The organism is Croceivirga thetidis, assembly GCF_012272815.1.
Taxonomy (GTDB): Bacteria; Bacteroidota; Bacteroidia; order Flavobacteriales; family Flavobacteriaceae; genus Croceivirga; species Croceivirga thetidis.
In genome coordinates this window covers 291342-314596 of the sequence record NZ_JAAWWL010000002.1, presented here as the reverse complement: position 1 = coordinate 314596, position 23255 = coordinate 291342, and the positions used below count along the sequence as shown (strand labels likewise).

The window sequence follows — 23255 nt, the reverse complement described above, 5'->3', positions numbered from 1 at the left end:
TTTGAAACTACAAGGAAAAGTTCATTTTATGAAAAAGCTGATTTTGTTGACAAGTTTAGTCGTTTTAGCTTGTAATAGCTCCCAACAGACCGTTAATAAAACAAGTTCAACTGCTTCGGAGCGGACTAAAACTTCACCAACAACTTATGCTAGCACCATTCTCGAAGATGATCTTAAAGAACACTTGTTCATTTATGCCTCTGACGAGTTCGAAGGCAGAGATACAGGGTCTAAAGGACAAAAAAAAGCGATTTCATATTTAAAAGAACAATATGAAGCATTGGGTATTCTTCCAGCGAAGAGCGACGGAAACTATTTTCAAAAAGTACCCTTGGAGATTTCTAAAATGCCAACTGGTAACATAACCATAAATAACAAAGCCTATGCTATAGGAGAGGATTTTGTGACGTTTGCTTCTTTGGAACATGTTACCAATGAAATCGTATTTGCTGGATTTGGTATCGAAACGGATGAATATTCAGATTATGATAATATCGACGTGCTTGATAAAATCGTACTTATAGAATTTGGTGAGCCTCAAAAAGAAGATGGCAAATACCTATTAAGCGAAGATGGTTATCCTTCTCGATGGGGTGATTTCAATGAATCACTTGCAGACAGATTACAAATTGCAACTGACAAGGGTGCAAAAGCCATATTGATTTTTGAAGAGGAATACTTTCCAAGATTGAAGTCGCGATTTGAGTATATTTCGAACAACGGTCGTGAAGTAATGACTTTATCGAGTGAAAATTCTCAAGAAATACCTCCAATATTCATAGGTGAAAATCTAGGTACTGTCTTAAAAGAACTAATAACAAAAGAGACCACAACCAATAAACTAAAGGGTAATTTTGAATTCAATATTGTAAGCGGAAATAAAAAAATAGATTCTGAAAATGTCGCCGCCATATTAAAAGGTTCGGAGTTACCTAATGAATATGTGGTGATTTCCTCTCATCTAGATCATATAGGTGTTAATGCTGATGGCCAAATAAATAACGGAGCTGATGACGATGGATCGGGTACCGTGGCACTATTAGAAATAGCAGAAGCTTTTAAAAAGGCTTCAGATGACGGGTTAGGACCAAAAAGGTCTATAATTTTTTTACATGTTACGGGAGAAGAAAAAGGACTTCTAGGTTCTCGATATTATACTGATTTTGAACCTATTGTCCCCTTAGAAAACACAGTGGCCAACCTAAATATTGATATGATCGGCAGAATAGACCCGAAGCGCGATGGTGAACGAAATTATATATACCTCATAGGTTCGGATAAATTAAGTACTGAGCTTCACAACCTATCAGAAGAAATAAACTCAAAATTCACGAATATTGAATTGGATTATAAGTACAACGATGAAAATGACCCAAACCGTTTTTATTATAGGAGTGACCATTACAATTTCGCTAAAAATAATATCCCAATCATATTCTACTTCAATGGAACCCATGAAGATTATCACAGACCCGGAGATACCCCTGATAAAATAAATTATGATTTACTGGAAAACAGAACAAGATTGATTTTTCATACGGCCTGGGAAGTAGCTAATCGAGAAAATAGGGTACTTGTTGACAAGCCTTCAAAATAAAACTAGAAAAGCCGTTCGAATGAACGGCTTTCTATTTTCTGGGTGGAAGATCGGGTTCGAACCGACGACCTCCTGAACCACAATCAGGCGCTCTAACCAGCTGAGCTACAACCACCATTTTAAGCGGTGGCAAAGTTATGATTTTTTGTTTTAATAATACAAAGCTTAAGGATTAAGAAAAATCAAAAAATTAGCGTACCTTAACTTCACAACTGAACTAGAGTATTCAACAAATCAACCATTAATATTGTTATCCCACCGCATAAAATACCTTGCGATATCTGTTTTCTTCTTGACGTTTTATCCCCTCTCTGGGCAGAAGACATTAATAGATAGTCTGAAGCAAAAAAAAATAGCTATTGAAGGTAAATCTGAATTCAATGAATCTAACACTGATTACATTGATTTGTTGAATAAGCTCTCTAGAAGTTATATCTATCACAATAACGATAGCCTTAAGTTCTATTCAAACAAGGCCTTGGAGTTGAGCAAATCCATCGACTACAAAAAAGGCATAGCCGGTGCAAAACTGGCATTGGGGGAGTTTTATGTATTAAGTTCCGAATTCGAACCAGGCTTTAAACTCATTGTTGAAGCAAGGGGCTTGGCAAAGGAGGTTAGGGCTGATTCCATTTTTCTTCGAAGTTTAAACTCTGATGCCATGGGGCATTTCATGAATGGCGAATATCCTGAAGCTTACAAACTTTGTAAAGAAGGAGAGAAGTATGCAAAAGAATTCAATAACCATGAGATGCAAATTACTTTTGCAATGAACTTGGCTACCTCATTTTCAATTTTAAAAATATACCAGCAAGCACTGCCCTATTATCAGAAAGCTTTAGATGCGATAGCTGATAAGCCTGATAAAGACCTAGAGGGGCAAATTCGAAGCAATATGGGGTATCTCTACATGCATATTGAAGATTTTGATAAAGGAAAATCTGCATGCAAAAGAGCAATAGACATATTTAGGGAAAATAAGTTTCATTCGTGGGAGGCTTTTGCATGGACCACACTTGGCGAAATCGCAGTTAAAGAAAAGAATCCAGATGAGGCATTAGGTCTATTTAATGTATCGGATAGTCTACTAATGCTTGCCAAAGATTCGCAACGGCAAGCTGAAAATTACCTGGGAATAGCAGAAGCCTATTTATTAAAGAATGACCTACAAACAAGCAAGGATTTTGCTGAAAAAGGAACACAGATTTCTAAACAAATAAAAAATCATAATGGCATAGTCAAAGGTTCTAAGCTACTTTATGAAATCGCAACCACTCTTAATCAGCCTAAAGAAGCACTCATACATTTGCAAGCTGCCAATAAAATTTCAGATTCAATTCTTGAATCCGATGATAAAACACGATTCCTTTTGCTTGAAACACAAAATCAATTTTTGAGGGATGCGGAGAAAATGAGATTGGAAAATGATAGAAAAATTAAAGACAAAAATTTTATATTCTACATAGCCTTACTTGCATTAATCGCACTAATAATAATCGCTTTATTAGTTCGTAAGAGTGCACTTGCAGAAAAGAACGCCAATAGGATACTTGAAGAAAATAACGAGATAAAAGACAAAATTTTCTCAATTATTGGTCATGATTTAAAATCGCCCGTTGGCACTTTACAAGAATTGTTGGAACTCTATTCCAGCAAAGAAATCTCAGAGGAAGAAATTAGCAGATATACTCCTAAATTAAAGGAAAATGTTGATTATAATTCCTTCATGCTTAATAATCTCCTTATCTGGGCTAAAAGTCATATGGATGGTGGTATTGAAGTATTCCCTGAGAAAATAAACTTACGAAGTGTACTTAAAGACAAAGAGCAACTCTTCAAAAAAGAAATTCAAGAAAAGAAAATATCATTAAAAATAGAAGTACCTAAAAGCCAAGAAGTTTTATTTGACATGTCTCACTTAAGGCTTATTTTGAAAAACATAATTTCAAATGCTTTGAAATATACCGAAAACATGGGGCGTATTAAGATTTCTTCTGAAGCGCATGATAATCATATTCAACTAACGATTGAGGATAATGGTGTGGGAGTATCCAAAGAAGTTTTAAATGCCATTAATTCTGATAAATTTATAAAGTCAAAACCAGGTACAAGAATGGAAAAAGGAACAGGTTTAGGTCTTCAAATCTCAAAGGATCTTGCTTCCCTAAACAATGGATCTTTGGTAATTAAAGGGAATGTTGGTGAAGGGACCACGGTTATCCTAAAATTTCCTAAAGCATGATAAAGGTTTACAGATTCATATCATTTTTCGGATTTTTTATTCTGTTATTCCTTCCAATTTTGGCTTATGGCCAATTGTCAAAGAAAGATAGCCTTCTTGAAATATATTCCGATACTGAAAAATTCAGTGGATTCGATAAAATTCAGAAAATCGACCTATTAAACAATATCGCAAATGAATATCGCTTTAGAGAACCTGACAGTCTTTTACTCTTTGCTACCAAATCACTAGATCTAAACAAGGACAGCACTTATCTATATGGTTACGCGAGAGCTATAATTCATACCGGCGATTTTCATTCAGACCTTGGTAAAAATAAAGTAGCCTTTAAGTATTATCAGCGAGTAAGAAATCTAATCAAAGAAATTAGTGACCCACAAGCTCAAGTTGCACTTTTAAAGAGTGTTGCACTTCACGATGTTTTTATCCGTGACTATAAAAAGATGCTTGAAAACACTTACAAGGCCATTGAAATTTGTGAAACCAATGATTTTAAATTACAAGAAGCCTTGTTAAGGCATAATCTAGGTTGGTTATACACCATGAATTCTTTACATCAAGAGGCACTCAATGAATATGTAATTGCTGACAGCATATGGAATATTATTGGTGATGTTGAGCATAAGGCTGGTACACAATCCAATATAGCTTTCAATGCGATTAAAACCGGTGACTTTGATTTGGTTTTAAAAAATGCGCACGAATCAAGGGACTATTTTGAAAGAACCCACGACAATTTATGGCATAGTAGATCTACAAGGGTACTGAGCAGGTACTATCACACAATTGAAGAACCAGAAATTGCACTTACCTGGATCAAAAAGTCGGATAGTTTGATTTCATTAGTGGAAAATCCGAGAGATGAACTTGAGGTATTCGAATGGTATTCCAAAATTTATTTTGCATTAGATGAATTTGATAAGGCCTCTGAATATTCCAAAAAAACTAAGGAGTATGCCGAACGGTTTAAGGATACCACCAAACTTTTACAGTCTTTGGAATTGTTAAAAGATATTTCATTGAAGAATGGTCAAATTGAAAATTCCTTAGGTTATTTCAATCAATATGAAAATCTTAAGAAAAATTATCGAACGGATAATGAAAACAATAACCTTGCATTTCTGCGAGCTAAACAGGAGTTTGATCGAGAACAAATGCTATCTGAGGCAAGAGTACAAAATGAGATTTCCCGACAAAACTTTCTTATTGGTGCATCGGTGGTGGTGGTTTCAGGCCTTTTAATCATAATATTCTTGATAAGACGTAATTATCAAAATCAACGAAACGCCAATAAAGATTTGAAAGAGCTTAATGAGGTAAAGGATAAAATCTTCACAATTATTGGTCATGATTTGAAATCACCTATTAGCACCTTACAAGAATTCCTAGATTTATATAATGATAGCGAATTGTCTACTTCAGAAATTAAAAAAATAACTCCACGCCTTAAGAATAATGTCGACCACAGCGCATTCACTTTGAATAACTTACTGACTTGGGCAAATAATCAAATGAATGGTACAATTACCAAACCAAAAGCAGTTGCAATAAAAATGCATGCAACCCAAGTCGTTGAATTATATGCCGAAAAAATTGAAAGCAAAAACATTAATGTGGAGTGCGTTACCAATCCTGATTTGAAAGTGTTGGTTGATAGTGATCATTTAGACTTGATTTTGAGAAATCTCATTTCAAACGCTATAAAATTTACGCCGGAAAATGGCAATATAAAATTCAATGGTAAGGAACAGGGAAGTAGAGTCGTCTTTAGAATTGAAGATTCAGGAGTTGGCTTATCAAAATCCCAACTATCGTCAATTATGAAAGGGTCTTCAATTATCCCTCAGATTGGCACCAATAATGAAAAAGGTACTGGAATAGGATTGCAAATAACGAAAGACTTATTGGCCTTGAATAATGGGGAGTTAAACTTTGAAAGCGCATTAAATTCTGGTACAACTGCTATTATTATACTTCCTAAAGCCTAATCGAGACAGATTTCATTGTAAAGCTGATTGATAGAAAGTCCTATTTTTTGATTCAAATCATCGATGAAATGCAATTTTTATCGCTAAAACACCAAAAAAAGAGCACTTCACAACATTAATTGGCAAGTGTTCAATTAAGAAAATACTTTTGAGCTGATTGTTTTATCGACCAATGCCCAAATCTAACCTACTTATAATGGCCGGCCAAAACAAGTTGATTGCGGTGTTTATTTTAGCCGTTTTTATGCTTTTCAGTGAGGGGCTTTTGTCTCAGAAACAGGAAAGAAAAAAACTTCAGCGAAAAATCACTGCTTTCGAACTGGATTCCGATTTTGATGTAAAGGATACTACCTATATTATCCTTCATTGCAAGCTTGCATCCTCTTTTAATTACATAAATTCAGATAGCCTTTATTATTATTCAAATAAGGCATTGACTTTAAGTGAAAAAGCTGATTTTACTAGAGGTAAAATTCTATCCCTTTCCAGTCTAGGTTCCTACAATTCAAATATGGGCAATTCAAAAGAGGCGATTTCATATTTCAAAAAAGCCTTGGAGTTAACCCAAAAAGATGAAGCAAATGAAGATGAGGTACAATTGTACAACAATTTAGGTACTGAATATTTGTTTTCGGGCAACTATTCAAAATCACTCGAATACTACTTAAAAGGTATTGATATCGCAACTATTAAAAATGACTTAACCCTTCTATCAATATTAAATGAAAACATCGCGAGCCTCTACTCAGATCAAAAGAATTATGATCAAGCACTTGAATTTTATGAAAGGGTCGTAAAAATAAATCGCCAACTTGATGATGAAGTGGTTTCGGCTGAGACTATGAGCAATATGGCCTCGCTTTATGCAGATATGGACAAATTTGATTTGGCCATGTTCAATATTAACAGCAGTATAACCGCATTTGAAAAAAACGCGATTTCTGATTGGCTTGCATTTGCTTACGGGGTAAAAGGAAAAATCTACCTCAGGCAAAAAAAATACGACTGGGCCTTATACTGGTATGATCAAGCCAACCTTCTTTATGAAAACTTGGACGATAAACGAGGTGTAATAGATGTTTATGATGGATATTCAAAAGCTTTCTTCGCCATAAAACAAGATTCATTAGCTGAATATTATGCCTTAAAAGGAAATTCAATTGCAAAAGAGATAGCGGCAATTGAAGGACAGAAAAACACAGCCGAAATACTTTATAAGGTTTACAAAAATAAAAGTGATTTTGAACTAGCAGTTCTTTATCTAGAAGAGTTTGAGGCATTATCGGATTCATTATCAAAAGATGAATTTGAAAATAGCTTGACCATGATGCAGACCAAAATGGATTATGAGAAGCAAAAAGAAGCCATCATTGCAGAAAAAGAAAAGGTGTTGGCCAGACAGCGCAACTACATTTATGCGTCTTTAATAGTTTTGCTTGTTCTCCTTTGTACAAGTATCCCGCTTTACATCAATCAAAAGAAATTAGTTAGACTTTATAAAGAACTAAAGGCTAAAACCAAAACTCTAAGGGACCGAGAAGATGAACTTAAACGAATTGATAAAACTAAAAATCAATTGTTTTCAATTATCGGCCATGATTTAAGAGGCCCAATCGGAGGTCTACAGGGATTATTGCGGTTATTCGCCAACAATGAAATTCCACAAAATGAATTTATTGGTTTTATTCCTAAGCTCAGAGCCGATGTAGATCACATCCTATTCTCATTGAACAACCTTCTTTCTTGGGGTCAGGCACAAATGAAAAACGATGTGACCAAACCAGCCATCATTCCCCTTAAAAACCATGTAGATGATAGTATTCGATTGTTGACTGAAAATGCAATGGCTAAAAATATAACGCTCACCAACACGGTTCCTGAGCATTCATATGTATGGGTCGATGGCAACCAGATGGACATAATTATCAGAAACTTAATAAGTAACGCAATCAAGTTCACACCAGAAAATGGAAAAATTAAGATAAGTGCAATTCAAGATGGAGAATCTTGGAAAATACAAGTCAAGGACAATGGTATAGGTATGCCTGAAAATATTAGAGAATCAATATTTTGTTCAGATAAGACAGTTACCACTTTTGGTACGAATAATGAAAAAGGAACCGGCCTAGGACTTTCCCTTTGTAAAGAAATGGTAGAGCGAAATAGTGGAGAAATATGGGTTGAAAGTGAATTAAAGAAAGGTACTTCATTCTTCTTCACAATACCTAGGGTCGACAAGGAGAAATTTAAGCAAGCAAGCTAAATCAAATCAAAAATTGAGTCGACTGCTGGAAATCTTTCCACTGTAAATCCTTCAGCATATTCCGTTCCAATCAATCTTCCTAAATCACGAGCTCTATAGTTTACGCTATCAATAAAGTTTTTGCTACTTATGGGTGTTGAAGGTTCTTTACTCTCAGGATCGTAAAACTGGGAAGCATATGCTAATATTGATTTTGTCTTGGTGTCAATAAACCCAGAAACATCAACTAAAATATCTGGCACTAGATTTTTCCACTGAATGTAGTGATAAACAGCTTTTGGGCGCCAAGGTTCCTGCCATTCATCATCACCGTCAAGTTTTGTGTCGATTTTCACCAAACCACTTAAAAAACAAGAATCACTAACAAGTTTCGAGCCCTTTCCATGATCAATATGCCGGTCGTCAACAGCATTACATAGAACAATTTCCGGACGATATTTTCGAATACACCTGATTATACTGAGCTGATGTTTTTTATCATTTACAAAAAAACCATCATCAAATTCCAAATTCTCGCGAATGGAAACTCCCAGTATTTGGGCTGCGTTTTCTGCTTCACTATCACGTATTTCAGCAGTCCCTCGTGTTCCTAACTCGCCTCGGGTCAAATCAACAATACCTACTTTTTTGCCTTTGGAAACCTCTTTTGCAATTGTAGCACCTGCACCAAGTTCAGCATCATCTGGATGCGCTCCAAAAACCAAAATATCCAATTTCATTAGACCAAAGCAGTTTTTGATTTTACAACCTCTAACGCCTGCTGTATATCATACATTAGATCTTCATCTTCTTCAATACCAACAGAAAAACGAATCAACCCATCACGAATACCTTGTTTTTGCCGGTCTTCAGGACTCATTAATGAATGAGAAGTAAGAACTGGGGAAGTAACGGTACTCTCAACTCCTGCTAAGCTCATAGATGCTTTAATCAACTTTAATGACTTCATAAATAATTCAGCATCAAGCGCTTCATCCAATTCAAATGAGAGCATTGCACCAAATCCATTCATTTGTGACTTAGCCAACTCGTGGTCGGGATGGCTTTCCAATCCTGGATAAAATACTCTCGAAATATCGCCTTCCGCATCAAGTTTACGAGCTAATTTCAATGCATTTTCTGTTTGGGCCTTCACGCGTAGCCCCATTGTTTTTAAACTTCTCTCCAACATCCATGTTGTTTGATCACTTAAACTGCCACCAAAGCAAATTGAAGATGACCAAAGTTGCTCAATGTGTTGTTTTGAAGCGGCCACAGCACCAGCACATATGTCAGAATGACCACCCATATATTTGGTTGCACTATGAATCATGATATCTATCTCAAAATCAGCCGGATTTTGATTTATGGGGCTAGCAAAGGTGTTATCAATCATAGTAATCACGCCCTTATTTTTAGCTAAAGACGCAACAGCACTCATATCTGTTATTGTCAATAAAGGGTTCGAAGGCGTTTCAATGTAAATGATTTTTGTATTGGGCCTTAGTTCCTTTTCAAAGTCTTCTACTTGCCAACCTTTTGTGAAAGAATAGGAAATACCGTATTTCTCAAGTTGGCTAGTGGCGAAATTATAGGTGCCTCCATAAAGTGTCTGTTGAAATATTACATGATCGCCAGCTTGTAAAAAGGCCATCAGACAATGACTGATTGCTGCCATACCACTACCAAAAATCATACCTGCTTCAGTATGCTCCAAAGCCGCTATCTTTTTTGAAAGTGCTTGTTGATTTGGTGTGTTAAAATATCTAGGGTATCTTTTTTCATCAATATCTTGAAAGGCATATGAGCTTGACATGTAAAGCGGAGAAACCGCTCCCCTGAACTGTTCATCTTCCACTGCACCAACATGGGCACAAATTGTATTGATTCCAATATTTTTCTTCATTCCAACAATTTATGAATCTAAAATAAACAATTTAAACCTGTACAGATTTCCAATTTCCTTTACGAAACCAAAGAATCGCAATAACGGCCAACAAGATTTCGGCGGAGGTTATGGCAATAAAAACACCTTTAGCCCCTAATCCTAAGACCAAAGCCAATAAATAAGCGACCGGGAGTTGGTACAACCAAAAAGCAATAAGGTTTATTTTAGTTGGGGTTTTGGTATCACCTGAACCATTAAAAGCATTACTAACAACCATTCCGTAAGCATAGAAAATATAGCCAGCTGCAATTATTCTCAGACAAAGTGAACCGCTTTCAACTACAGATGGTGTATCATTGAATGCGGTGACAATCTGGGTAGCAAATATTAGGTAAATCAGAGAAACAAATGCCATGAAATAAGCATTGTATTTTCCGGTTATCCAAACAGATTTTTCGGCTCTTTCCGGCTGTTGAGCTCCAAGATTTTGGCCGACTAGAGTAGCGGCGGCATTACTCATACCCCATGAAGGCATCAGGGTAAACATAATTACCCTAATGGCTATGGTGTATCCTGCAAGAACCTCACTACCAAACTCTGACATTATACGCATAAGAAAAACCCAGCTAGAAGTACCAATTAAAAATTGTGCAATCCCACCTAGAGAAACTTTCACGAGGTTATACATTACCGCAATGTTCAATGCAATATCTTTTAGAACTAGTCGAATCTTGCTCCAACCAAAAAACAAAATACCCAACTGAAATAAAACTGCTGACCCCCGGCCGATATTGGTGGCAATTGCAGCTCCCATAACACCATATTCAGGAATTGGACCCCATCCGAAAATAAATATTGGGTCCAAAATAATATTCAGCCCGTTGGAAAGGACCAAGGCCCACATGGCAATACTTGCGTCACCTGCACCTCTAAAAATGGCATTTATCAAGAATAATAGCAGAATTGTAATGTTACCCCCTATTAACCACTTGGTGTACCCATGACCTTCTTCTATTAAATCAGGTTCGGCACCCATCAGTGCCAGAATTTCTTTATTGTAAAGAAATCCAATAATACCAACAATTAATGCTACCAAAACCCCCAGACCAATTGCTTGAACGGCTGCTATACGAGCTCCTTGAAGGTCTTTTTCCCCTACTCGGCGAGCTACTACTGCAGTTGCTGCCATACTAAGGCCAATGGCGATGGCATAAACTAAGGTAATGACCGATTCCGTTAAACCTATTGTTGCGACTGCATTAACACTTACTTGAGAAACATAAGCGATATCAACGATTGCAAAAATACTCTCCATGAGCATTTCTAAAATCATTGGAATGGAGAGCATAAAAATTGCCTTTCGAATGCTCCCGGTCGTGAATTCTTGTTCTTTTCCCGTTACTGCAATCCAGAAGTAATGGAATAACTTTTTTATTGATATTGTTTGTGATGACATGTGATTGAAATTATGTTGGTAATAGAGAAGTAATGCAACTAACCGAAATCTCCCTTTCGGTTATTTTTGGTTGGCCAGAGCCACTGTCGCAATGCTGTACATAATTTCTATAGCTTCATGATGTTGCAAAGATGAAAAAAAATATTAACTACTACTATAAAAATCAATATTTTACGTCTGAAAAGTTAAATGCATATTCAATATGAAATCAAAATATATCTTAATACTATTGATTTTCTTAGGTGTTGTTTCTTGTAAGAATTCAAAATCAACAGCCGAAAAAACAGGTTATCAAGGGCAAGGTCCGAATCCTATTGTTTCCACAAAAACCAAACCTGTTCAGAAACAATGGAAGGGAATATGGTCGTTTCAGGATAGCACAGTTTTTTTTAGCAATCAATTTGATGGGGCACGATTAAATGGTGTTTCACATGATTCATTAAATCATTATACCTTATGGATTACACCTGAGAATAGCCCCATAAATCCAAGTCCTTGGTATGGCTTTAAAGTTTGGAGTAAAACCGCCCAAGAAATAAAAATCAACTTTTCATATGAAGGCAGTAGAAGTCGGTATTATCCGAAAATCAGTTATGATGGACTAAATTTCAAAACCCTGGATAGTACACGTTTTAAGTTAATCAATCCTGGTGAAGGAGAATTCGGCATTAAAGCAGCACCTGAACGAATTGAAATTACAATCGCAATCGATAATAATCCAACTTGGGTTACTGCTCAAGAATTATACACATCTTCACGTGTTAAACAATGGATTGACTCCTTATCTCAAAAATCGTTCATTACAAATTATGAAATTGGAAAGAGTCGTGAAGGCCGGTCAATGAACTTAATGGAAATCAATGAGTCAAACTCAAAGAAGGCATTGCTTATTATCTCACGACAACATCCACCCGAAGTAACCGGATTTTTGGCCATGAAATCATTTATGGAGACTTTAGCTGGAAACTCTAAGAAAGCAATTGAATTTAGAAAGCAGTTCGCAATTTTCAATGTGCCATTAATGAACCCTGACGGTGTTGATAATGGGCATTGGAGACATAATTTTGGTGGTATTGACCTGAATCGAGATTGGCAAGAATTTAATCAGCCAGAAACCCGTGCCGTTAGAGATTTTTTAAAATCAAAAAATGAAGAGGGCTATCAATACGTTTTTGGAGCTGATTTTCATTCAACTTGGGATGACATCTACTATCCATTGGATACTGTGGTGACCGGCCAAAAAGGGCAACTGGTTTTTGACTGGATTGATAATATTGAAAAGAGACTTCCCAAGAAAAAGGCTAATGTGAGCGCTTCTAAAAAGTTACATCCCACAATGGTATCCCGCAACCATTTTTATGCCGTTTACGAGATGCCCGCAATAGTCTTCGAACTAGGCGATAATACACCTAGAGTTTTCCTGAAAGAAAAAGGTAAAGTAGCCGCTGAAGAATTGATGCGGTTATTGATGGATTAATTAAAATATCATCCTTATATCAAAAACCAAATCCTAAGCCTTTATGTAATTCGCCTGATATCTCCAATAACTTATTCCTCCTAAAATCAAAATGCCTATTGCAATATATTTTACGTAATCTGGGGTTATTGCAGCAGAACCTGATTGCGCATAACTGTGAAGGCCGACCAAATAGAAGTTAACGCCAAAATAAGTCATCATAATACTTCCGTAGGCCACAACACTCGCGAAATTGTATATCCATCGTCCTCTAAGTCCGGGAACAAAGCGCATATGAATTACAAAGGCATATACCATAATAGAGACCAGTGCCCAAGTTTCTTTAGGGTCCCAACCCCAATAACGACCCCAACTTTCGTTAGCCCATTGACCACCTAAAAAGTTTCCTATCGTTAACATTACCAAACCAACTGTTAAGGCCAATTCGTTAATAATGGTAAGCTCCTTAAGACTAATATCCATTCTTTTTTTGTTCTTCTTAGTGGTCAAAATCATTAGTAACAAGGCAGTTACCCCTAAAATCATACCAACGGTAAGTGGACCATAACTACCAACGATTACGGCTACGTGTATCATTAACCAGTAGCTGTCCAGAACCGGAACTAAATTGGCTATCGCTGGATCAACCCAGCTTTGATGGGCAATAAACAAAAGCATGGAAGCAACAAATGTACTTGCAGCTAGGGTAAGGTCACTCTTTCGAATAAATAGCAATCCAATACCCATGGTTGCCCAAGAAACATATAGAATACTTTCATAAGCATCACTCCAAGGAGCATGGCCTGAAATGTACCAACGTAAGACCAAGCCAGCTGTGTGCCAGATAAAAAACAAAATAATGATTCCTTTGAGGAAATAAGTTGCGGCTCTCCAAATTTCTCTTTCCCTAAAAATTCGGAAAATCAAGATAAAGAACAATAAACCGCCAACAAGCATGTAGTATCTGTATAGTTTATTGAAAATATCTAGCTTGTTATATATGATTTCCGTTTTTACTTTTTTATCAGAAGGAAGAACTTCCTTACCGTGATTTAACTGATTCTGCTTAAATGCTTCCAAAAGCTTATCTGGGGTAGAATAATCACCAGTATTTATTGCTACTTGCAAAGTATTTAGGTAATACGGCACCGAATTCTGCATAAAATTTGCATACAGTGAGTCTCCAACTTGGTATTGACCCGAACGGTATTCTAAAGGTGAAATCCACTTATTGTTCTCATCATTGAGCAATGGAAAAATTTTAAGAATTTCACCACTTAAAGCCATCTCCAATAAGGTAAATCGTTCATGGAGTTTTATAAAGTCTTTTTGAAATTTATTCGGATTTGTAGTAGAACTTGCTTCTTCTAAATAAGGCCGTAACCTATACATACCAGTAGCATCAAACATATCAATGGCCTTTATGTACTTACCGCCCTCTTCTACTCCAAGTATTTCTCGAATACTATCGTTCTGTTGTGATCCTAGATTTGTACGAATAAATTCTGTATTGTACCAAGCCACACGATTCAACATCATTGAAAGAAAAACTTGATCCGAATTAAGTCCTTGAAACTTGTCCTTGCCGCTCAACTTTCTTAATAATTCAGAAGTGAATGTGTGCATAGGCTTCATTCGCCCCCCTTCATCCTGAACTACCAGAGCACCAAACTTATCGGCATGTTCTTTGGTAACCGTAGTTGCACTAATAACAGAGTCAATTTGAGCCTTGGTTGGTCGAACTACATGATTTTCTTTGGACTGTTGGGCAGTTGTAAGTGAGAAACACATAAATGAAACTGCGGCCAAAGCTGCCTTTTTCTTTTTTAGTTTATCAAGAGACTTTGTCAAATCCCTGAAACGGGTTTTCCCAAAAAACATAATACCCATCAAACCCACATAAAGTAAAAAATAACCTATATAGGTAATCCAAGTTCCCCACCAATCGTGATTAACCGAAAGTACAGTACCTTTTTCATCAGGCATGAAACTGGCCTGAAAAAAACGGTAGCCTTCATGATCAAGTACATGATTCATGAAAATATCATAGTCAAAAGGTCTATCATCTTCTACCGTTATTTTACTCATAAACGATTTATAGCTATTCACAGTTCCAGGATATTTTTCAGCAATAAAATCATTGAGCTTTACCTTAAAAGGCAATTGATACTCCTTTGAACCATACTTTAATGAAAAGTCCAACCCACCAATAGATACCTTATCAGTAAAACTAGCAGGTCCTTTTCCTCCCATCATAGTAATCTCTTGGGTTTCACCATTCGAGCTAACAGCGACTACCAATGCATCTGATGTGTCATCTGTTCGTTCCGATTCTGGAACTTCTACAATTCCATATTCACCTTTCACTATGGGCTCAGGAAAAACAAATTGCATACCAGCCATATTGTATAATGAACGTAATTGCAATTGTTGTAAGCTATCGGCAATTACTTGACCTTGAAATTGGTCCGCCATACGCATGAAGCCACCATCATAAGGTGCTTTTATGAGATAGGTGCTGTCTGAAGTAAATATGTTTATTGCGCCATCAGTTTCATTATTTAGGGCGAATAGCACATTGTGAACATTGGCAATTTTTCCATCTTCCAAGAAATGCTCATGTCGCTGACCATCTCCAGCCTCTACAAGTTTTAAGTAAGTCTTCCCTGATTCATTTTCAACAAGTCCTTCTTTAACTCCATCAATGAAATCAACATATGCTATGGAGAACTCCTTATCTTGAAATTTACCTTTGTACGGAAATCTGGCTTTTTTTCCTTCAGGGGTAACTAATATAGGCTCTTCCATGGTTTTACGCATTAATTGACCATTGATATCCCCATCAATAAAAGCAGTCAGGTAAGTTTTATCAGAATAAAACACATTCTCAGATTCACCTTCTCGAATTGGCATCATTCCTTCAAAACTGATATATCGCGTAACAAAAGCGCCAATTATTATCAATATCCAAGAAAGATGTAAAACCAAAACGGGCCATTTTTTCCACTGCAGTAGGTTGTAGCGGTAGATATTGCCTAGAAAATTAATCACAAAAAACACCATTATGATTTCAAACCATCTGGCATTGTAAACATATATCCTAGCGGTTTCCGTACTGTAAACGCTTTCAATAAATGTTCCAATCCCCATTGCCGCAGCAAAGAGGATAAAAAGAACAGCCATTAAACGAGTGGAAAAAAGAGTCTTCTTCAATAAGTCGAACATACCTAAAGTCTTTCGGCATGCAAAAATAAAGCCTAACATCCACATCTCGATATATACCAAGGACCAAAAAGTTCAACAGAACTGTTAAAGAACTTTTAAGCTTATTGTAAATTTGAACATGCCTACAGTAGTTCTCATTGGGACCGGGAATGTTGCCCATCATTTATTCAGAGCCTTAAAAGAAAATATTATTCAGGTTTTTGGGCGAAACGAACAAGCCTTAAGGGAATTTTCAGAATCCACCTCAACAACTTCTTCAATCGATGAACTTGTTGCTGCAGATTTATATTTGCTTGCGGTTAGTGATGATGCTATTAAAGAGGTTTCAAGACAATTTTCACATGTTAAAGGATTATTGGCCCACACTTCTGGTAGTGTTCCTATTTCTCAATTATCGAGTGAACGAAAAGCAGTTTTTTATCCTTTACAAACCTTTACTTTCGGAAGAGACTTGAATTTTTCAACAATCCCCATATGTCTGGAAGCCACGAATAAAGAAGATTACGGTATACTTGAAGAATTAGCCAATTCAATTTCAAAATCAGTGTACAGAATCAACACGGAACAACGAAAAAAACTACATTTGGCGGCAGTTTTCGCAAATAATTTTAGTAACCACATATTCCAGATTGCTATGGAAATTTGTGAACAAGAAAATGTTGATTTTGATTTATTGAAGCCTTTAATAATTGAGACTATCAATAAAATTGAACATCTAAACCCAATTGATGCACAGACAGGTCCGGCTAAAAGAAATGATATTCAAACAATGCAGGCACATTTGGAGGGTCTACAAGACCCAATGCACAAGAAAATCTATCAAATGCTAAGCAAATCCATTAGAAAATCACATGAAGAAAAACTATAAAGAATATTTGTCTGACATAACAACTTTTGTCTTTGATGTTGATGGCGTATTTACTGATGGTACTCTGCTAATCAGTGAGAAAGGTGAATTGCTCAGAAAAATGAGCGTAAAGGATGGTTATGCTTTAAAAACAGCAGTTGATAGAGGTTATAATGTCTGCATTATAACGGGTGGTACTAACGAAGGGGTACGTGAACGACTTAAAGGACTAGGGGTTACTGATATTTATATGGGTGCCCACCACAAAGTTGAACAGCTAGATGAATACCTTGACATCTATGATATTAATCCAGATAATGTGGTTTACATGGGTGATGATATGCCAGATATTCCGCCCATGAAAATGGTCAAACTGGCAACCTGTCCACAAAACGCAATACCCGAAGTTAAAGTGATTAGTGATTATGTATCACATAAAAATGGTGGAGACGGATGCGTTCGTGATATCATTGAACAGGTCCTAAAAGTTCGCGGTGACTGGAATTCCAATTTTAGTGCACAGAATGACTAAAAACCCACTGGCCAATCATCTCAAAGGGAAAAAAGTAATTCTTGCATCTAGTTCACCAAGAAGAAAAAAATTCTTTGAGGAATTGGGAATCGAATTTGAGATACGACTCAAATCAGTTGATGAAACATATCCCAAGAATCTAAAAGGGGCCGAAATTTCCGATTATCTAGCAATTCTAAAGGCTTCGGCCTTTGATAGAGCCATAGCTTCTGAAGAAATTTTAATCACATCTGACACTGTAGTCTGGCATAATAATGAGTCTTTGGCTAAAGCTAAAGATCACCAAGAGGCCTTTGAAATGCTACGAAAATTATCGGGTGATTGGCATCACGTAATTACCTCGGTTTGTTTTACAACCACAATGGTGCAAAAGGTGGTCAACTCAATTACTGAAGTCAAATTCAAATCTTTAACGGATACGGAAATCAACTATTATATTGAAAACCATAGGCCATTTGATAAAGCGGGTGCCTATGGTATTCAAGAATGGCTTGGATCCGTGGCAATTGAAGAAATAAAAGGTTCTTACAATAACGTTGTGGGCTTACCTACACACTCGGTGTACAACACCTTACTTGAACTTTAAAACTTTCATAAAGTATTCTTTGTTTTTTGTTAACTCGCTACAAAGTGGTTTAAAAATGCCCTTAACTTGAAATTAAATTCAATATTATGAAGGTATTCTTTTTCTCTTTTTTAACCGTTTTAGTAGCAACTTGTGGCGGCGGAGGTAGTAACGCTGATGTTGCAAATTATGAAACAGCTACAGCAGAAGTCTACGACAATACTTCAGAATTGGAATCGACAACCAAAACAGTTAATGAAGCACAAAACCGAAAACTCATTTGGAACGGAAATGTAGAACTCAAGGTGAACGATGTACAAGAATCAACTACTAAAGTCAATCAAATTTGTGAGGAATTTGGTGGTTTTGTCTCTGGAATGAATTTGAACAATACCAACTATGAAATTTCAAATACCATCACCATACGTGTTGATAGTAAAAACTTCAATAAGGTAATTGAATCCTTAAAGGATGAAGCAGAATATATTAAAAGTGTGTCTGTCACTTCAAACGACGTAACCGAAGAATATATCGATGTTCAAAGCCGCTTGAACACAAAAAAAGAAGTTAGAGACCGATATATCGAAATTCTTAAGAACAAGACCGGTAAAATTTCAGAGGTTTTGGAAGCTGAAGAGGCCATTCGCAAGATTACCGAAGAAATTGAGGCTAAAGAAGGGCGGCTTCGATATTTAAAAGACAAAATCAAATTCAGCACCATAAGTGTGAGGCTCTATGAAACGGTTTCATTTTCAAATGAGCCTGAGGCATATGAAAAATCATTTGGGGATAAGTCATTACAGGCACTAAAAAACGGCTGGAAAATAATTACGACCCTTGTTCTTATCCTTATTAATATTTGGCCATTATTACTCATTACTATCGTTCTAATCTGGCGTTGGAAATGGATAAAATCAAAACTACGTGGTGGCAATAAATCTTAAACCAAATTCTATCAAAACGTTAATAATACACGCTTAACAGCCCCTGTTTTCTAAATTTGAAAAAAATTAACCGTTATGAAACGATGGATTCGATTTGAACTTTTGATAATTCTTTTTGCCTTAGTTGTTGTAGGTTTTGAAGGTTGTAAAGAAAGAACTGTCCCGAATAAAGAACTCGCACTTAACACAGAAAAAGACAATTCGCCCCTAGAGAAGGAATTGCCAAAAAAAGAACTGTCCAAAGAATTTAAGGAATATTGGTATGCAGGCGATGCGGAAATAACGTCTTATAAATTGGAACAAGCCCGTTATGGTGAATTACGGGAAGGCAAATCAGTTCTAATTTATGTAACGGAGCCTTTTTTACCAGAAATTCAAGTAAAAGCAGACCAAAGTAATCCCTCAAATATACCAGTGCTGAAATTGAATGCTACTAAAAAATACCTAACGGGAATCTACCCGTACTCGGTAATGAGCAGCACTTTCTATCCTGTTTACGATAATCAACACGCTATAAAAACAACTTTTTCAATGCAAGAATGGTGTGGTCATGTTTATGCCCAACTGAATAATCGTGAAACCTTTGAGTTTATGTCTCATTCTTATTTTGAGGGAGAGGCCGACCAAGAATTAGCACTAAATAAGGCCATTCTTGAAAATGAGATTTGGAACAAAATCCGAATAAACCCAGAAGGATTACCCCTAGGAGAACTCGAAATCATTCCTTCTTTGGAATATTTCAGAACCAAGCACGTGCCAGTACAAGCATTTAAGGCCGAAGCCTCTTTAAAAAAGGAAGGTGATACCAGCACCTATACTATTGCATATAACAATACCCAAAGAAAGTTGAGCATTACGTTCTCCTCTTCCTTTCCCTATCAAATTGAAGGGTGGACAGAAGAATTTAAAAGCGGGTACGGTCCTTCGGCGAAAACCCTTGTGTCGAAAGGAACAAAACTTAAAACATTGAAAACGCCCTATTGGAGGCAAAATTCCAATAAATTTGTTGCATTACGCGATAGTTTAGCACTATAGAAAAACTGTGAAAAACATTGTTTTGCAATATCAAACAGAACTGTTTGGGACATTAGTTTCCCTAGTAGTTTTTTTCGTTCTCCGATTTATCATTAGCAAGGCGGTTAGAAGAATCAGCAAGTTAAACGATATCAACCGTATTCGTGCTCGTTTGATTATTTCATACATCACAGTGACTCTTGCATTTATTTTGCTTTTAGTCCTAGTATTAATATGGGGGGTGAATATTAAAGATATTGGTATTCTACTTTCATCTGTTTTTGCAGTACTTGGAGTTGCTCTTTTCGCAACATGGTCGGTTTTAAGCAATTTAACCGCTGGAATTATCTTGTTTTTTTATTTCCCTTATAAAATTGGCGACAGGATTAGAATTCAGGATAAAGACTTTCCTGACGAAGCCATCATATTGGATATTAAGGCATTTAATGTCAACCTGCTAAAAGATGATGGTGAGTTGCTGACCTATCCCAATAACCTTTTACTACAAAAAGGGGTAGTTCTAATTCAAAGGCAGGTTGCCACGGATAAAGATTTAGAACCTCATCTTTAGCGTGTTAAAGAATATCTAAAGCAAACTTCGCCACTACCCAATCTTTCTATATTTGGAGCTCTAATAAGACCAACTATGCCTAAGTTCAACGCGGTCCTCTTATTCGCGCTATTTTACTTCCTAACGGTACAAGCACAAAATCCAAAAAACTATACCCCATCAGAATTGCACCATGAAATTCAAAAACTGAATTTTCTGGGTACTGCATTGTATGTTGCGGCTCATCCAGATGATGAAAACCAAAGGATCATTTCTTATTTGGACAACAATGTAAAGGCAAGAACGATCTACTTATCCATTACCCGTGGTGATGGTGGTCAAAACCTTATTGGCCCTGAGCTCAAAGAAATGTTAGGTGTACTTAGAACACAAGAATTATTGCAAGCTCGAAGTATTGATGGGGGTGAACAACGCTTCACACGTGCTGTTGATTTTGGATACTCGAAGCACCCTGATGAAACTTTGGCAATTTGGGATAAAGAAAAAGTTTTGGGTGACGTCGTTAGAGTAATTCGTGACTTAAAACCAGACATCATCATAAATCGTTTTGATCATCGTAGTCCTGGAACGACCCACGGCCACCATACCACTTCTGCTATGCTGAGTTTTGAGGCCTTTGATTTGACCAATGACCCAAATTCATACTCCGAACAATTGTCAACTTTGGATACATGGCAGCCAAAACGCTTATTTTTCAATACTTCTTGGTGGTTTTATGGGAGCAGAGAGAACTTTGAAAAAGCTGATAAATCCAACTTAGCTTCAGTAGATATAGGAGTCTACTATCCTGAACTTGGGCTTTCAAACAATGAGATTGCGGCGATGGCTAGAAGTCAACATAAATGTCAAGGATTTGGTCAATTGACTTCACGCGGATCTACAGGTGAATATGTTGAGTTTTTAAAAGGAGACCCCTTAAAAGACAAACGTAATTTATTTGATGGCATTAACACTTCTTGGTCAAGAATCAATGGCGGTGATGCTATTGGCGAAATCTTGGACGCTGTTGAAGAAAATTTCAATTTTACAAACCCTTCAGAACATCTAACAGACCTCGTTAAAGCATACGACATGCTACAGAAGGTGAATGATGAACATTGGAAAAACTTGAAATCAAATCATCTAAGAGAAATTATTATAGCAGCAGCAGGGCTTTATTTAGAAGCTAACCCTGATGTTGCTTCCACTACTCCTGGAGCAAGCGTAAGCATCATGGTTGAAGCCATAAATAGAAGTAATCTACCAATTACACTTAAAAATATAACTATAGGAAACGGAGCCGCTTCTTTAACTCCGAATAGGGCACTTATAAATAACAAAAAGGAAACTTTTGAAATGGTTCTATCCATTCCTCAGAATAAATCGTATTCCTCTCCATATTGGTTAAAAGAAAAAGGAGAGTTGGGAGTTTATACGGTTACCGAGACAGATTTAATTGGTCTTCCAGAGAATCCAGCTTCTTTTGAAGCAACGTTTGTTCTGGACTTCAACGGAACTGAAATACCATTTACTGAGCCCGTAGTTAGAAAATATTCAAAGCCCGATAAAGGAGAACTTTTTGAGCCTTTTGTAGTCCTTCCTGAAATTACAATTGGATTTGAAGATGATGTTTTAATTTTCGCTGATGGAGATTCAAAACAAATTCCTCTAAAGGTTACCGCTGGTGTTGATAGTATCTCAGGTCAGGTATCACTGCAAGTACCATCTGGTTGGTCTATTTCCCCTAAGAGCAAGGCAATTGAATTTTCAAAAAAAGGAGAAAGTAAAACTGTATTCTTCACGGTTACACCTCCAGCCAATGAAAGTGAAGGTGTCCTTTCGGCTTCTGTTTCTGTCAATGGTAAAATTGAAAACAAAACTTTATTAGAGATAGCCTACGATCATATTCCAAAACAATCCGTATTACTTCCGGCAGAGGCGAAAATAGTTCGATTGGATATTGCTAAAAGCGGTAACCTTATTGGCTATATTCAAGGTGCAGGTGATAAGGTGCCAGAAAGTTTGGAACAAATTGGTTATCAAGTAGAGACATTAAACGTAGATGAAATTCAACCAAACGACCTAGCCAAATATGATGGAATCGTAATGGGTATTCGCGCTTATAACACTGTAGATGCCCTTAAGTTCAAGCAAGGATTGCTACTCGATTATGTCAGAAATGGTGGAAACCTCATTGTACAATATAACACCGCTAGAAGATGGGGAGCACAATTCGATAATATTGCTCCATATCCTTTGACAATTTCTCGCGACCGGGTTACCGATGAGTTTTCACCTGTAGAAATAATTGCCAAAAACCACGATTTGGTAAATGTTCCAAATAAAATAAGTGGTAAGGATTTTGAAGGATGGGTACAAGAACGAGGCCTTTATTTTCCAAATGAATGGAGTGATGAATTCACACCTATTCTATCAATGTATGACAAAGGAGAAAGTGCCAAGAAAGGAAGTCTATTAGTAGCCCCTTACGGCAAGGGAAATTACATATATACAGGTCTAAGTTTTTTTAGAGAACTTCCTGCAGGGGTTCCTGGAGCCTATAAGCTCTTTGCAAATATGATATCCCTTAACAATCCAACCCAACAAGACAATAACAATGCCAAAGGAGAGCGATAAGCCTACCTACGTGTGGAAACGTGAATACACTTTAGTATTGGTCTTAAATGCCATTTACATTGTGGTTTTCTA

At 36.6% G+C, this 23255-nt stretch carries 16 protein-coding genes and 1 tRNA gene; 12 read left to right on the top strand and 5 right to left on the bottom strand.

Annotated features, from left to right (window positions below):
• Nucleotides 1–28: 28 nt before the first annotated feature.
• Nucleotides 29–1597 carry a M28 family peptidase gene (locus tag HCU67_RS09080; protein WP_168552315.1) on the top strand — a complete coding sequence of 523 codons (1569 nt, stop codon included), beginning with the start codon at nt 29–31 and terminating at the stop codon, nt 1595–1597.
• A gap of 40 nt (nt 1598–1637) precedes the next feature.
• Here HCU67_RS09080 and HCU67_RS09075 read toward each other — a convergent pair.
• Nucleotides 1638–1713, bottom strand: a tRNA-His gene (locus HCU67_RS09075).
• A gap of 131 nt (nt 1714–1844) precedes the next feature.
• On the opposite strand from HCU67_RS09075, the gene HCU67_RS09070 reads away from it, so the two are divergent.
• The 3 genes from HCU67_RS09070 to HCU67_RS09060 all read left to right on the top strand — a co-directional run bounded on the left by HCU67_RS09070 (nt 1845) and on the right by HCU67_RS09060 (nt 8090).
• Nucleotides 1845–3839: a tetratricopeptide repeat-containing sensor histidine kinase gene (locus tag HCU67_RS09070; RefSeq protein ID WP_168552314.1), complete on the top strand. Its 1995-nt coding sequence runs from the start codon at nt 1845–1847 to the stop codon at nt 3837–3839.
• A complete protein-coding gene (locus tag HCU67_RS09065; RefSeq protein WP_168552313.1) occupies nt 3836–5827 on the top strand; it encodes a sensor histidine kinase in 1992 nt (663 codons plus the stop codon). The genes HCU67_RS09070 and HCU67_RS09065 overlap by 4 nt, the downstream gene beginning before the upstream one ends.
• 196 nt (nt 5828–6023) lie before the next feature.
• Nucleotides 6024–8090 carry a tetratricopeptide repeat-containing sensor histidine kinase gene (locus HCU67_RS09060; protein WP_168552312.1) on the top strand — a complete coding sequence of 689 codons (2067 nt, stop codon included), beginning with the start codon at nt 6024–6026 and terminating at the stop codon, nt 8088–8090.
• On the opposite strand, the gene bshB1 is transcribed toward HCU67_RS09060, so the two are convergent.
• Genes bshB1 through HCU67_RS09045 form a run of 3 tightly spaced genes read right to left on the bottom strand, consistent with a single transcriptional unit; the run spans nt 8087 to nt 11413 of the window.
• Entirely contained in the window at nt 8087–8809 is a 723-nt protein-coding gene (bshB1, locus tag HCU67_RS09055) for a bacillithiol biosynthesis deacetylase BshB1 (protein ID WP_168552311.1), read from the bottom strand. The genes HCU67_RS09060 and bshB1 overlap by 4 nt on opposite strands.
• Complete coding sequence (locus tag HCU67_RS09050; protein ID WP_168552310.1) at nt 8809–9975, bottom strand: trans-sulfuration enzyme family protein; 1167 nt, start codon at nt 9973–9975, stop codon at nt 8809–8811. The genes bshB1 and HCU67_RS09050 overlap by 1 nt, the downstream gene beginning before the upstream one ends.
• 31 nt (nt 9976–10006) lie before the next feature.
• Nucleotides 10007–11413 (bottom strand): MATE family efflux transporter, encoded by a 1407-nt coding sequence (locus tag HCU67_RS09045; protein ID WP_168552309.1) that lies wholly within the window; start codon nt 11411–11413, stop codon nt 10007–10009.
• Nucleotides 11414–11615: 202 nt separating this feature from the next.
• Between HCU67_RS09045 and HCU67_RS09040 the strand changes: the two genes are divergently transcribed.
• The gene (locus tag HCU67_RS09040; protein ID WP_168552308.1) at nt 11616–12890 is read left to right on the top strand and encodes a M14 family metallopeptidase; all 1275 of its coding nucleotides are present in this window, start codon (nt 11616–11618) and stop codon (nt 12888–12890) included.
• Between the two features lie 33 nt (nt 12891–12923).
• On the opposite strand, the gene HCU67_RS09035 is transcribed toward HCU67_RS09040, so the two are convergent.
• Complete coding sequence (locus HCU67_RS09035) at nt 12924–16094, bottom strand: cytochrome c biogenesis protein (RefSeq protein WP_168552307.1); 3171 nt, start codon at nt 16092–16094, stop codon at nt 12924–12926.
• A gap of 118 nt (nt 16095–16212) precedes the next feature.
• On the opposite strand from HCU67_RS09035, the gene HCU67_RS09030 reads away from it, so the two are divergent.
• The 7 genes from HCU67_RS09030 (at nt 16213) to HCU67_RS09000 (ending at nt 23183) form a co-directional block, all read left to right on the top strand.
• Entirely contained in the window at nt 16213–16962 is a 750-nt protein-coding gene (locus tag HCU67_RS09030; protein ID WP_168552306.1) for a Rossmann-like and DUF2520 domain-containing protein, read from the top strand.
• Nucleotides 16946–17473, top strand: coding sequence for a KdsC family phosphatase (locus tag HCU67_RS09025; protein ID WP_168552305.1), 528 nt, complete (start codon nt 16946–16948; stop codon nt 17471–17473). Before HCU67_RS09030 ends, HCU67_RS09025 begins: the two co-directional genes overlap by 17 nt.
• Nucleotides 17466–18059, top strand: coding sequence for a Maf family nucleotide pyrophosphatase (locus HCU67_RS09020; RefSeq protein ID WP_168552304.1), 594 nt, complete (start codon nt 17466–17468; stop codon nt 18057–18059). Before HCU67_RS09025 ends, HCU67_RS09020 begins: the two co-directional genes overlap by 8 nt.
• 86 nt (nt 18060–18145) lie before the next feature.
• A complete protein-coding gene (locus HCU67_RS09015; RefSeq protein WP_168552303.1) occupies nt 18146–18982 on the top strand; it encodes a DUF4349 domain-containing protein in 837 nt (278 codons plus the stop codon).
• 75 nt (nt 18983–19057) lie between these two features.
• On the top strand, nt 19058–20017 hold the full coding sequence (locus tag HCU67_RS09010; RefSeq protein ID WP_168552302.1) for a septum formation inhibitor Maf: 960 nt from the start codon (nt 19058–19060) through the stop codon (nt 20015–20017).
• Between the two features lie 7 nt (nt 20018–20024).
• On the top strand, nt 20025–20567 hold the full coding sequence (locus HCU67_RS09005; protein WP_168552301.1) for a mechanosensitive ion channel domain-containing protein: 543 nt from the start codon (nt 20025–20027) through the stop codon (nt 20565–20567).
• A gap of 75 nt (nt 20568–20642) precedes the next feature.
• Nucleotides 20643–23183: a PIG-L family deacetylase gene (locus HCU67_RS09000; protein ID WP_168552300.1), complete on the top strand. Its 2541-nt coding sequence runs from the start codon at nt 20643–20645 to the stop codon at nt 23181–23183.
• Nucleotides 23184–23255: the final 72 nt, after the last annotated feature.

Excerpts from the sequence above, each read along its gene's own strand:
- HCU67_RS09080 (WP_168552315.1), top strand. The coding sequence starts at position 29 with ATGAAAAAGCTGATTTTGTTGACAAGTTTAGTCGTTTTAGCTTGTAAT.
- HCU67_RS09050 (WP_168552310.1), bottom strand. The coding sequence starts at position 9,975 with ATGAAGAAAAATATTGGAATCAATACAATTTGTGCCCATGTTGGTGCA.
- HCU67_RS09065 (WP_168552313.1), top strand. The coding sequence starts at position 3,836 with ATGATAAAGGTTTACAGATTCATATCATTTTTCGGATTTTTTATTCTG.
- HCU67_RS09025 (WP_168552305.1), top strand. The coding sequence starts at position 16,946 with ATGAAGAAAAACTATAAAGAATATTTGTCTGACATAACAACTTTTGTC.
- HCU67_RS09030 (WP_168552306.1), top strand. The coding sequence starts at position 16,213 with ATGCCTACAGTAGTTCTCATTGGGACCGGGAATGTTGCCCATCATTTA.
- HCU67_RS09040 (WP_168552308.1), top strand. The coding sequence starts at position 11,616 with ATGAAATCAAAATATATCTTAATACTATTGATTTTCTTAGGTGTTGTT.
- HCU67_RS09060 (WP_168552312.1), top strand. The coding sequence starts at position 6,024 with ATGGCCGGCCAAAACAAGTTGATTGCGGTGTTTATTTTAGCCGTTTTT.
- HCU67_RS09045 (WP_168552309.1), bottom strand. The coding sequence starts at position 11,413 with ATGTCATCACAAACAATATCAATAAAAAAGTTATTCCATTACTTCTGG.
- HCU67_RS09020 (WP_168552304.1), top strand. The coding sequence starts at position 17,466 with ATGACTAAAAACCCACTGGCCAATCATCTCAAAGGGAAAAAAGTAATT.
- HCU67_RS09000 (WP_168552300.1), top strand. The coding sequence starts at position 20,643 with ATGCCTAAGTTCAACGCGGTCCTCTTATTCGCGCTATTTTACTTCCTA.
- HCU67_RS09015 (WP_168552303.1), top strand. The coding sequence starts at position 18,146 with ATGAAGGTATTCTTTTTCTCTTTTTTAACCGTTTTAGTAGCAACTTGT.
- HCU67_RS09010 (WP_168552302.1), top strand. The coding sequence starts at position 19,058 with ATGAAACGATGGATTCGATTTGAACTTTTGATAATTCTTTTTGCCTTA.
- bshB1 (WP_168552311.1), bottom strand. The coding sequence starts at position 8,809 with ATGAAATTGGATATTTTGGTTTTTGGAGCGCATCCAGATGATGCTGAA.
- HCU67_RS09035 (WP_168552307.1), bottom strand. The coding sequence starts at position 16,094 with ATGTTCGACTTATTGAAGAAGACTCTTTTTTCCACTCGTTTAATGGCT.